An 11120-nucleotide genomic window follows, 5' to 3' on the forward strand; every position below is an offset into this window, starting at 1 on the left:
TTTGAGTGGCCCAAGTTTAAAAAATATGGTTTAGCGGCTAACTAATCGATATATGGCAAAAATTGGAATCATCAAAATTACAAGGAATTTTAAATAATACGTCCAACTATAAAGACTACCCTTACCCTGCCAAATTTGAACTTCTACAGATTGAAACTGAATATTCGATGCCTCCATCAATTCAGCATGAACATCGTAGTGAACACCATTACTCTGTTCACTGATGGAAAATGGATCTGAACTGGCAATTAACAGTACAGGTTCATTCATCTCATACTTATGTTTATCATCTGATTGAAAGATTTGCGGTTGATATCCATTAGAGGTTTCACTCTGGACTCCTCCTATCCACTTTAAATTGACCTCACCTTCATTTGGTGCAATACCTTTAGCAACTATCACAAACCGATAAGGATTCTTATTCGATTCCCCAAGAAAACCAATAGCAACACTTGGACGATCAAACGTATCTTTGGGTTTATTAATAACAGCTTGATTTAGCTGCTCTAGTTCACTAGATGTCAGACGCACTGAATTAACCAATGCTTCACCATATTCCCCCACCTTTGGTTCATGCGTTGTTTTACCACATGCCACCAATCCTACAAGAATAAATAAAACAGCTAGAAACTTTAAACTTGTCTGTTTAAGAAATAAATTTTTAATCATTTTTATCTACAATCTTATTAAAAAATGCCTACAGAAATATGCTTATCTAAAAACCAACGTATCACAGGACCTTGTTGTTCTTGCGGTAGTGAAAGAATGTATTCAAAAGTCCTCACCATAACTTCACATTGTTTATTCTTATCCTCAGCAGTTTCACCTGAATTGATTAAATCTGCTTCAGCACCGTAGTCTTGTCTAAGTTTATCAGCAACCTGAGACCATGCCTCTGGCGCTTGCATACGATCAACAACTGAACGCTTTCCATTATGAGTCAATATATAAGTTAATGCTTCACTAGACTGCTGCTGAGTATTCTGACTTAATAAAGCTCTGCGTTGTTGCGGTGAAGTTTTACTATATAAAGGGAATGAAATTGGGAAACAATCACCTTTCCGTTTGGCATCATACAGTTGTTGAAGATAAGCATTCGCCCATAAACGTTGCCCCTCATCATCTGCTTTTTTCTCTATTATTTCTCTAAGCTTCCACCACAATGTACTGCTCACGCTTGTTTCAATCTCATTTACATTTACGACACCATTTGCCGTTTGTTGTATAGATTCATAATCTTTGCTGGCATATTGTTTGAGTGGTTGCAACAAAACGATTTGGTCTAGAATATTCTGTCGTTGCGCAATTGGATTATTTGCATCTTGAGTATTTGCAGGTAGCTCCTGATGAGAGCAACGATTAAGCATAAAAAAAATTATAAAAATAAACCCTATAACAATAAAAACAACTTTCATTGCATATCCCCATATTCTTAGTATCAAAAAATTTGTTGCTAAATATTTAAGTTCGCTTGAATGGACACGTTGAACTTTTTTGGGTGAGTAATGTGTTTGTGATTGCATTACAACTCATATAGATACTACCTTCAGCCGTACATATTCTTGCTGCATACATCTGCCGACTATTCTCGATGATCTGCATCTGTCTACCAGCATAACGCGCTAAGCGTTGTAAGGTCTCTATTCGCTGTTTACATTCAGGAAATTGCACAATGCCTCGTTGAAACTCAGAAGACTGATCTATAGCTACCTTAGTTTTATTTAGTGCAGAATCTTGAGTGTAGGCATTTCTTTCATTCTCAGTTGTGCGTTGCCGCTGAAGCTCGCTCTTCCTACAATCATGCTCAAAGCCATTTGAAATCGAGCTCATACACGCAGTTTTTTGAGTAGTTTTCGCAGCACAAGGATGACTTTGATAAGTTGTGCCCTGTGGAGAAACACACTTGTATAGATCTTGAGCAAAAACAGACGTAGAAAAACATAAAAGAATAGAGCTGAAGAAGCTCCAAGATGCACCCCTTATCATGCATACCCCTATGATTTAAATTTTCATATTTTTTATATTGTTAAAAATTGTATCATCTAAATCATTGGTAAAAAAGAAATATTAGTAATAATAATGATTTGGCTTAGCATGTAAAAAAGCTGGAATTAAACCTGTTAGTGCAGCACGAATATCTGCACGTTCATTGATTAATTGATGTGAACCTTCTTCTAGCATCAACAAGGTTTGTAGTCTAAATTTACGACGTATATATTCAATGTTATAGCGCCAATCTACAGTTTGATCGAGCGCACCCTGTGCTAGCCAAACAGGAATACGACAAGCTGGACGTTGTTCCATTTCCAACATCCATTTCGACATCGCAAGAATCCAATCCATTCCCATCATTCTTGGTTGCAATGGATCTTTTAAACGTACAAATCGCAAAAATTCAGGATTATGATTATTGCGACGGAAGTGTCGAGGGACTTGGCTTTTTATACGGCGTATAATCCCTAACCCAACAGAGTTATGCCACCAAGCCGTTTTCGCTGGACGTATTAATGGTGATAATAACAATACACGATCAACTATTGGATCTTCACGTCGCTCGGCAAATTCTAATAGATGATGCATCCATATTGCACCGCCAGTACTTTGCCCGATTCCCAACCACGGACGTGGCAATTGTTTTGCATGATGAACAGCATCATAAACAGCATTAAGAACCTGTTGGTAATGATCAAAGTTCTGAATACTAGCAGGTGAACCATTACTTAAACCGTGACCAGGAAGATCATAGGTAATTACACTAAATCCTTGATCCAAGATTTCTTTGATAATCGGTTGGTAAATCCCGCTATGTTCCAGATAACCATGTAATAAACACACAGTACCCTGAATTTTTTCTATTTTGGGTTGAAAGACCTGTACATGTAAACGAAACAATGGCATTTCTACATAACCTTGCCAATGCTCACATTCCAACAAATGCAAACCATACAGCTTACGATATGCTTGTAATGGCTTAGTTGGTTCAAAACTTACTGTCAAATCCAGTGGTTCAAGAACTTGAGGAGTGGTTTCTCGATTTGGAATAGGTAAATCAAGTTGCTTTAAGATCGTGGGATTTAGAAATGGAATATTTGACATTATGGTATCTCCCGACAATCACTAGAGCCAAACAACATATCACGAATTGTAGCTAACATCTCATAGTTTGCTCGTCGACTATGATCATAATTTTGCTCACTAGGACGCCATTTCGTTAATTGCGTCGGCATAGGCGCAATCACTGGAACAGTCTCAATACCATTTAATGCAAATAAACGACGTGTGCGAGGCATGTGGTATTCATCCGTGATCAAAAGTACCGTTGGTGCCCCGCCTTTTTTTTGTAATAACAAAGAACTAAACCGAGAGTTTTCGCAGGTATTCATACTTCTTTTTTCAAGTAATTTTGCTTCAATGCCTCGTTCATTTAACCAAGCTTGCATATACGGTGCTTCAACACCACTCAGCACAATCGGCAAATCATATTTTTTCTCTATTTCTAATGTCTTTTCCAAGCGCAGGCGTGTGTAATTATTTACCACAATATCTTTGCCATTTGCACCTAGTGTCAATCCACCACCCAATACAACAATCGCATAAGGCTCAGAGCTATTTCTTGAAGTCTTTGTCTCAACTTTATTTTTTTTCAACTCGAGCAAATCTGTATTTGTTTGCTCAACTGAATCCTCAGAAGCAGATAAATCAATAGGATAGCTTTGTAAAAAGTCTAAATACTTTTCCATTTGTATTTTGGTATTGGCTGTATCCGATTGCAAAAAATCAAAAGGTGTACTTGCTGCGCTTGCAGAACTTTCTTGCTCTTGAGCTGATGATGCTGCCTGAGCTAACAGAGGAATTTCCTGCTTGGGTTCTTCAGCATTTTCTTTTTCTTGCTCTTCTAATATTAACTGTTGCAACACTTTATAACGAGCTTGGATCAGCCCCAAATCCTCAGGTTTTTCTGATTGAAAGGTCTTTTCCATAAGCTTTAAATAAGCTTGTCTTGCAATCCATAGATCTGAACCAGGCTCTAAAGTCTCATGCTCACTCAACGCAGCAGATTTTTGGCTTTGTGCTGCAACTTGATTAACTTCTACAGGAACAAAGTAATTTAATCCTTTGACAATTAACTGAGAATAAAATGGTGAATATAAAAAAAGTACAAAACAGCCTAATAGTACAAAAAGTATTGTAAATACTCGTACTAAACTCACCATCCAATGTACTTTCGCCATATTCTCCTCATTCACCGTGTGGTTGAATCAAACCTTGCTCGTCATACAGCACTGGTTCAGGTTCTAAACTTATACTGAATTTTTGCTTTACGTCATGTTGCACGGCTTTATATGTATTTTTCACATCAGTCAAAGTTGCATCAGCATAATTGACTAAAACTAAGGCTTGTTTGTGAAACATTCCAACAGAACCTAATTGTTTACCTTTCCAACCTGTTTGATCGATCAACCATCCAGCGGCAACTTTAACACTACCATTTGCTTGTGGATAATGAGGAATGTTTGGAAATTGTTGTGCAATTTTGTCAAAGCTCATTTGACTGAGAACAGGATTCTTAAAAAAGCTCCCCACATTTGGATACTCTTTAGGATCAGGCAACTTACTTTGTCGAATCAAGATAACTTGCTTTTGCAAGTTTTCAGCGCTTTGTTCATCACCAACAGCTTGTTTTAGATCACCATAATTCAGTTTTAAATCAGCTTGCTTCAATAGCTTAAAGGTGACAGCAACGATGATATAACGATTCGGAAAATCTTTAAAAATACTATGTCGATATGCGAATTTACAATCTTCAGAGGAAATAAAGGTAAATTGCCCTAACTCACGATCATAGACTTGAACAGACTCAATAAATTCACCAACTTCAACACCATAAGCACCAATATTTTGTACAGGTGAGGCCCCAACTAACCCAGGAATTAATGCAAGATTTTGTAAACCAAACCATTGCTGCTTTGTTGTATATAAAACGAAATCATGCCAAGACTGCCCTGCACCAACATTTACAGTAACTGTGTGATTATCTTCACGAACAACCTCAACACCTTGAATATTTAAGTGCAGTACGAGAGCTTGAATATACTGAGGCAACAACATATTGCTCCCTCCAGATAACACTAAAACATTGAGATTATTCTGTTTAGCAAAATCTAAAGCTTCAATGACTTCGTTGGCATGATTGATTTGCACATAGTGTGATGCTGTAGAATCTAAGTTCAGGGTATTCAATGATTTAAGCTGTATGTGCTCTTGTATATGCATATTGTGTTGAATCCTATTACCCTGCACTGATTTGATTTTTTAAAATATTGACCCAAGCCAAACTACTTGATTCGCACTGATTAAGTACGCGATCAAAGCCTTCCGCTCCCCCATAGTAAGGATCAGGTATAGCTTGCCGTGTAAATTCAGGATCATGCTCACTCATTAATGCAATTTTTGAACGTACTTGATTAGAACCAAACTGATAAATTGCCTGAGTCTTCAAACGTTGCACATCTTTGAAATTCTCATGATCCATTGCCAAGATCAAATCGAAATCAAGAAAATCATTCAATGTGATTTGTCTAGCACGTATAGTCGATAGATCGTAACCGCGTTTACTTGCATGCTGTTGGCTGCGTATATCTGGCGCTTTATTTGGATGGTAATTGCTAGTTCCAGCAGAATCGACAATCACATCTAAACCATGCACATCACAATAATGTCTGAGAATCGCTTCTGCTGTTGGAGAGCGGCAAATATTTCCTAAACAGACACACAACACCTTATATGGCGTTTTGGATGGCATAATCACCTCATTGGTACACTTTAACAGGCGTCTTATGTTAATTTATTTAAGTCCTGAAACCTATAGCCACCACATATAAAAATGTTGTATTTATTATGAAAAAATAAGGATATATGTATGAACCATTTCCAATTTCAAACTGTCCCAAACATCATTGCAGGGCTAGGTTCAATACAAGAGCTAAAAAATGTTCTATCTCAACATCAGTACCATAAAGTTTTATTGGTCACTGATGCTGGTATGTTGCAGCATAAACTTCATTTACCGATATTAACCATTTTAGATCAACTTGGTCTGGACTTTGTCATCTATTCAGATATTCAAGCAGATCCCCCTGAACATATCGTGTTAGAAGCTGTGGATTTTGCTCGACAAGAAAAAGTAGATGTTGTGATCGGATTCGGTGGTGGTAGCTCCATGGATGTTGCAAAAATCATCGCTTTACTTGCACATCCGAATCAACAACAAAATTTAGGTGAGATATATGGTATCAACCAAGCAAAATCACCACGTTTAGCACTTATTCTTGTACCTACCACTGCTGGAACAGGCTCTGAAGTCACACCTATTTCTATTGTGACCACTGGCGCTACCACAAAAATGGGCGTTGTTTCCCCAATCCTATACGCAGATGTTGCTATTCTGGATGCAACATTCACTCAAGGTCTACCTGCACACATCACAGCGGCAACAGGTATTGATGCAATGGTGCATGCAATAGAGGCATATACATCAAATATTAAAAAAAATTTCTACGCAGATATGCTGGCAAAGAACGCATTAAAACTCCTCAATCAAAATTTAGCCAAAGTTCTAAAAAATGGTTCAGATATGGAAGCACGCCAAAACATGTTGGTTGGCTCAATGCTTGCGGGACAAGCATTTGCAAACGCACCAGTCGGTGCAGTTCATGCACTTGCCTACCCATTGGGTGGACATTTTCATTTATCACACGGGCATACAAATGCTTTAGTTTTAGTTGAAGTACTTAAATTCAATGCACCTAATGCGAAGCAACACTATGCTGAATTAATGCAATTGCTCGACCCTCGCAGTACAGGTTGTACGGATGGCCTATGTGATCTATTTATCGATCATATGCAAAACCATCTTGACCAAAGCGGTTTAACCTTAAAACTTAATGAATTGAACATTCCAGAAGCTAAACTTCCACAACTTGCCAAGGATGCGATGCTTCAAACAAGACTCTTGCAGAACAATCCAAGAGAAATGACCGAACAAGATGCACTCAATATTTATCAGGCGATTTATGCATGAGCAAACCGACTTTAAAACGACGTGACCAATTCAAGTTCTTTTTCCCAATACAAACCCGTTGGGCGGACAATGATATTTATGGACACGTCAATAACGTGACTTATTACAGTTATTTTGACACTGCTGCGAATTCATTACTGATTCAAAAAACAGGTTTCGATATCCATAACAGTGAAATCATAGGTTTAGTGGTGGATTCAGCCTGTAGCTTTCAACAGGAACTTTCTTTCCCAGAAATTATTGAAGTCGGTGTTGCGATTGGCAAAATCGGTAATTCATCGCTCAGATATGAACTCGCAATTTTTAAACAAAATCAGGATGAAGCAGCAGCCCAAGGACATTTTGTGCATGTATTCGTTGACCGTAAAAACAGAAAAAGTACGGCTATTTCAGTAGAAATGAGAAACGTACTTGAACAATATCAACTTATTAGTTAATAACTAAAGCGATTTTTTACTTTAGTTATTACTTACTGAATTAGGGCTTGAGCTGAACATTGGCTAACTCTGCATCAAAAGTTTCTATCAAACTTTTAATTGTAGGCTCTTGATTGAGTAGTTCCACTGCCCGATCAAATGCTTTTTGTTTCCGTGTCGCTTGCATAACGAAAGGCGTCACGGAATCCATCTTCCTATATTGCACAGAAAATAGCGTATTGATCCATTGCGATTTCAAAGCATCTTCTAATGCATGTTGAAGCTGAGTTAGCATTCCCTCGTATTCTTGAGGAATATGAAATACAGACTTGCCATTAATCTCACCAGTCATTAATCCATGCTGTGCGAGTTCTTGAACAGCAGGTGACAATTCACTATTTCTAAACCAATATTCCCACTTTTCTAAATTCCATTCTCCCTCTAGAGATTGTTCTTTAAGTTTTAAAATGTCTTGAGGAGATAAATTAGATATTGGCTCATTTTCATGGGACTGCTTTGTTGTGGCAATTACTGTGTTGTAAGGCTCAACATCTTCAACAACCGGTGTATTTTCAAACAGTTCCAAATCATGAGTTATTTGAGTATTTACATCCAAATCTGAAACTAAAGAATCTTGTTCTGCTTCATCTGGTGATACTGGAAATACAAGAAAATCTTCAGCTTCACTTAAACCTGAATTTGATACAGGTTTTTCTAAAGGCGATGTGGTTTCTAACCCTATCAACTGACCTTCAGCAGCATCAAATACCATGACACCACTCTCTGCAACTGGTTCAGGTTCAGGTTCAGGTTCAGGTTCAGGTTCAGGTTCAGGTTCAGGTTCAGGTTCAGGTTCAGGTTCAACATTAACTACTTCTGACTGAACAGCAACTAGGTTCTCTACTTTTACATTTTCTGAAAACTGTTGAGTTTCATTTATCAAAATTGGCGTAGCAGAGGTTGTCGTGACTGTCACTTCGTTCAACTGCATCGGTCTAAATGCGAGCAACCGTAGAACAATCATTTCGAAACCTTGCTCTTGTGTAACAGCAAGTTGAATATCTGAACGACCTTTACATGCAATTTGATAATAAAGTTGTAAATCTTGCGCCGAAATTAATTTTGAAAGTTGCAAAATCTTTCGATTAATTTCTTCACTATATTTCAGAGCCAAATCAGGCAGATATTGTAATAAAGCCAACTCATGCAAGGTAGAAACCAATTGATCTAAGACCAATGATACATCTAAAGCTTGCTGTCTAAATTGCAATAATAGCTGACTAACACGAGCTTGTTGATTCTGATGAATGGCTAAAATCAGATCATAGATAATCGTACGATCAATTAGACCAAGCATTTCTTTAACATCTTGATGATGGACAGCACCCTGACCATATGCAATCGCTTGATCTGTCAAAGATAATGCGTCACGTAAAGAACCTTGAGCAGACTCAGCAATTTGCCAAATTGCATCACGATCAGCATTGATGCTTTCTTTATCTAAAATTGTTGTTAAATGCGTTGTGATCTCATCAACAGCCAAAGGTCTAAGCGTAAACTGAAGACAACGAGAAATAACGGTAATTGGTAATTTTTGCGGATCAGTTGTCGCAAAAAGAAATTTTACATGTTCTGGCGGTTCTTCTAATGTTTTTAACAATGCATTAAACGAATGCGTCGAAAGCATATGCACTTCATCGATAAGATAAACTTTAAAACGACCTTGTGTTGGTGCATAAGGAACGTTATCAAGCAACTCACGTGTATCTTCAACTTTCGTTCTTGATGCCGCATCAATTTCAATTAAATCAATAAAACGGCCCTCGTTCACAGCTCGACATGTTGCGCAGACTTCACAAGGGGTTGAAGTCACACCTGTCTCACAATTCAAACACTTGGCTAAAATACGTGCAATCGTGGTTTTACCGACACCACGAGTACCTGTAAATAAATAAGCATGATGCAAACGACCACGTTCTAATGCACTTGTTAAAGCGCGAGAAACATGGTTTTGCCCCACTAACTCATTGAAATTACGTGGACGGTATTTTCTTGCCAGTACTTGATACATGTATGCTCCTTATTGCGTCTTTAGCATACTTTGTTTTTGAAACGCTGTGAATGAATACAAAACTGTTTGATCAAGATTAAATAGTTTGATCATGCACCACTTCTTACAGAGTTAAAACAATCTTGCGCATCAAAGCTTGCAACCAAAATCAACTCAAAGGACAATATAGATCTTTTGTAGATTTGGCTTTTAATCCTATGTCACACGCTTTAGATGTTTTAGGTGGTATCACCGCAGAACAATTTTTAACTGAATATTGGCAAAAAAAACCGTTATTGGTACGTAATGCCTTACCAGAAATCATAGGATTATTAGAACCAGATGATGTTAAAGAGTTAGCGCTTGAAGAAGATGTAAGTGCTCGACTCATTCGACAAAAAAATAAAGATCCAAATGAATGGCATGTCAAATCATCTCCCCTAACCAAAGGTGATTTTCAAAAGCTACCTAATCTTTGGACGATCTTAGTGCAAGCTGTAGATCACTATTCTTTTGATGTTGCTGAATTATGGAAAAAATTTCCATTTATTCCACAATGGCGCCGCGATGACATCATGGTGTCTTATGCACCCAAAGGTGGATCTGTCGGTAAACATTTCGATTTTTATGATGTTTTTCTCGTTCAAGGCTATGGACATCGTCGTTGGCAGCTTGGTCAAATGTGTGATGAATCAACTCAATTTATTCCTGATCAACCATTAAAGTTATTGGCTGACATGGATGTTCAGTTTGATGAAATCCTATCTCCTGGTGACTTACTTTACGTTCCACCTGGTCTAGCACACTACGGTGTCGCAGAAGATGACTGTTTAACGTATTCTTTTGGCTTTCGCATGCCAAATCTTTCAGAAATGATTGATCAGGTGAGTGATAAATTTGCTGAAAATGCACTATTAAAAAATCCTTTAGTGGATGTAGCTCGCCAACAAACCGCGAATATCGGTGAAATAAATTCGACTGAATTTTCTTATTTAAAAGCTGAATTATTGAACTACCTCTCTCAAGCACCTGAGTTTGATGCGGCGATTATGTCGTATATGAGTCAATCAAATTATCCAAATAGCATTCCTGAGCCTGATGAAATCGCAGCAGAAGATTTAATTGAAATTATCGGTACAGGTTATCAACTCGTGCTTGAACCAGCCTCAAAGCTACTCTACAGAACTCAAGCTGATGGTTTAGATTTTTGGGCAAATGGTGAAAATGTTTGTATTTCCAAGTCATTTGAAAACCAGCTAAAACAAATTGCTGATGGGCAAAGCATTGCATTTGATGAAAATCTAAATCAACCAGAATATTTAGAAAATATTGCTGAACTTTTAAATAATGCTGTTGTGATGTTGCTCCCTCCAAATTAATCTCATCAGCGCCTCTAGATGAGATTATATTGATCGGAAAAATTCAAAAAGTTTAAATACTTGATTACGATCATATAATTTCTTCTAGAAGGTAAAAATTATTAGACCTCTTGCAAAAATCATTTTTTAACCAACTCCATGTTGTAAATTGCAGCAATTAAATTCAGACGTAAACCCATGCGTTTACGCCTATT

Annotated in this window: 11 protein-coding genes; 3 read left to right on the top strand and 8 right to left on the bottom strand. The window is 37.6% G+C overall.

Annotation, left to right across the window (positions count from 1 at the left end; translation table 11 throughout):
* Positions 1–30: 30 nt before the first annotated feature.
* From MKL32_RS01400 to MKL32_RS01430, 7 genes are all read right to left on the bottom strand, one after another.
* Positions 31–669, bottom strand: coding sequence for a hypothetical protein (locus MKL32_RS01400; protein WP_039047864.1), 639 nt, complete (start codon positions 667–669; stop codon positions 31–33).
* 17 nt (positions 670–686) lie between these two features.
* A complete protein-coding gene (locus MKL32_RS01405; RefSeq protein WP_270900092.1) occupies positions 687–1415 on the bottom strand; it encodes a hypothetical protein in 729 nt (242 codons plus the stop codon).
* 46 nt (positions 1416–1461) lie between these two features.
* Positions 1462–1986 carry a DUF4124 domain-containing protein gene (locus MKL32_RS01410; protein WP_126131975.1) on the bottom strand — a complete coding sequence of 175 codons (525 nt, stop codon included), beginning with the start codon at positions 1984–1986 and terminating at the stop codon, positions 1462–1464.
* An 81-nt stretch (positions 1987–2067) separates the two neighbouring features.
* On the bottom strand, positions 2068–3096 hold the full coding sequence (locus MKL32_RS01415; protein ID WP_004954660.1) for an alpha/beta hydrolase: 1029 nt from the start codon (positions 3094–3096) through the stop codon (positions 2068–2070).
* Positions 3096–4232, bottom strand: a complete 1137-nt coding sequence (locus tag MKL32_RS01420) for a YdcF family protein (protein WP_126131976.1) — start codon at positions 4230–4232, stop codon at positions 3096–3098. Before MKL32_RS01420 ends, MKL32_RS01415 begins: the two co-directional genes overlap by 1 nt.
* Before the next feature lie 7 nt (positions 4233–4239).
* Positions 4240–5286, bottom strand: a complete 1047-nt coding sequence (gene murB, locus MKL32_RS01425) for a UDP-N-acetylmuramate dehydrogenase (protein WP_270900094.1) — start codon at positions 5284–5286, stop codon at positions 4240–4242.
* Positions 5287–5290: 4 nt separating this feature from the next.
* The gene (locus MKL32_RS01430) at positions 5291–5803 is read right to left on the bottom strand and encodes a low molecular weight protein-tyrosine-phosphatase (protein WP_126131978.1); all 513 of its coding nucleotides are present in this window, start codon (positions 5801–5803) and stop codon (positions 5291–5293) included.
* A 117-nt stretch (positions 5804–5920) separates the two neighbouring features.
* On the opposite strand from MKL32_RS01430, the gene MKL32_RS01435 reads away from it, so the two are divergent.
* Both MKL32_RS01435 and MKL32_RS01440 read left to right on the top strand, forming a co-directional pair.
* The gene (locus tag MKL32_RS01435; protein ID WP_004954669.1) at positions 5921–7081 is read left to right on the top strand and encodes an iron-containing alcohol dehydrogenase; all 1161 of its coding nucleotides are present in this window, start codon (positions 5921–5923) and stop codon (positions 7079–7081) included.
* The gene (locus tag MKL32_RS01440; protein ID WP_005402709.1) at positions 7078–7518 is read left to right on the top strand and encodes an acyl-CoA thioesterase; all 441 of its coding nucleotides are present in this window, start codon (positions 7078–7080) and stop codon (positions 7516–7518) included. Before MKL32_RS01435 ends, MKL32_RS01440 begins: the two co-directional genes overlap by 4 nt.
* Before the next feature lie 40 nt (positions 7519–7558).
* Here MKL32_RS01440 and dnaX read toward each other — a convergent pair whose 3' ends face one another.
* Positions 7559–9568 carry a DNA polymerase III subunit gamma/tau gene (gene dnaX, locus MKL32_RS01445; protein WP_270900093.1) on the bottom strand — a complete coding sequence of 670 codons (2010 nt, stop codon included), beginning with the start codon at positions 9566–9568 and terminating at the stop codon, positions 7559–7561.
* Positions 9569–9765: 197 nt separating this feature from the next.
* Here dnaX and MKL32_RS01450 point away from each other — a divergent pair, with 197 nt between their 5' ends.
* A complete protein-coding gene (locus tag MKL32_RS01450) occupies positions 9766–10926 on the top strand; it encodes a ribosomal protein uL16 3-hydroxylase (protein ID WP_126131980.1) in 1161 nt (386 codons plus the stop codon).
* Positions 10927–11120 lie beyond the last annotated feature (194 nt).

The sequence above is a fragment of the Acinetobacter sp. AOR34_HL genome (assembly GCF_027854795.1).
Taxonomy (GTDB): Bacteria; Pseudomonadota; Gammaproteobacteria; order Pseudomonadales; family Moraxellaceae; genus Acinetobacter; species Acinetobacter junii.

Excerpts from the sequence above, each read along its gene's own strand:
- MKL32_RS01435 (WP_004954669.1), top strand. The coding sequence starts at position 5,921 with ATGAACCATTTCCAATTTCAAACTGTCCCAAACATCATTGCAGGGCTA.
- MKL32_RS01450 (WP_126131980.1), top strand. The coding sequence starts at position 9,766 with ATGTCACACGCTTTAGATGTTTTAGGTGGTATCACCGCAGAACAATTT.
- dnaX (WP_270900093.1), bottom strand. The coding sequence starts at position 9,568 with ATGTATCAAGTACTGGCAAGAAAATACCGTCCACGTAATTTCAATGAG.
- MKL32_RS01440 (WP_005402709.1), top strand. The coding sequence starts at position 7,078 with ATGAGCAAACCGACTTTAAAACGACGTGACCAATTCAAGTTCTTTTTC.
- MKL32_RS01420 (WP_126131976.1), bottom strand. The coding sequence starts at position 4,232 with ATGGCGAAAGTACATTGGATGGTGAGTTTAGTACGAGTATTTACAATA.
- MKL32_RS01430 (WP_126131978.1), bottom strand. The coding sequence starts at position 5,803 with ATGCCATCCAAAACGCCATATAAGGTGTTGTGTGTCTGTTTAGGAAAT.
- MKL32_RS01400 (WP_039047864.1), bottom strand. The coding sequence starts at position 669 with ATGATTAAAAATTTATTTCTTAAACAGACAAGTTTAAAGTTTCTAGCT.
- MKL32_RS01405 (WP_270900092.1), bottom strand. The coding sequence starts at position 1,415 with ATGAAAGTTGTTTTTATTGTTATAGGGTTTATTTTTATAATTTTTTTT.
- MKL32_RS01415 (WP_004954660.1), bottom strand. The coding sequence starts at position 3,096 with ATGTCAAATATTCCATTTCTAAATCCCACGATCTTAAAGCAACTTGAT.
- MKL32_RS01410 (WP_126131975.1), bottom strand. The coding sequence starts at position 1,986 with ATGATAAGGGGTGCATCTTGGAGCTTCTTCAGCTCTATTCTTTTATGT.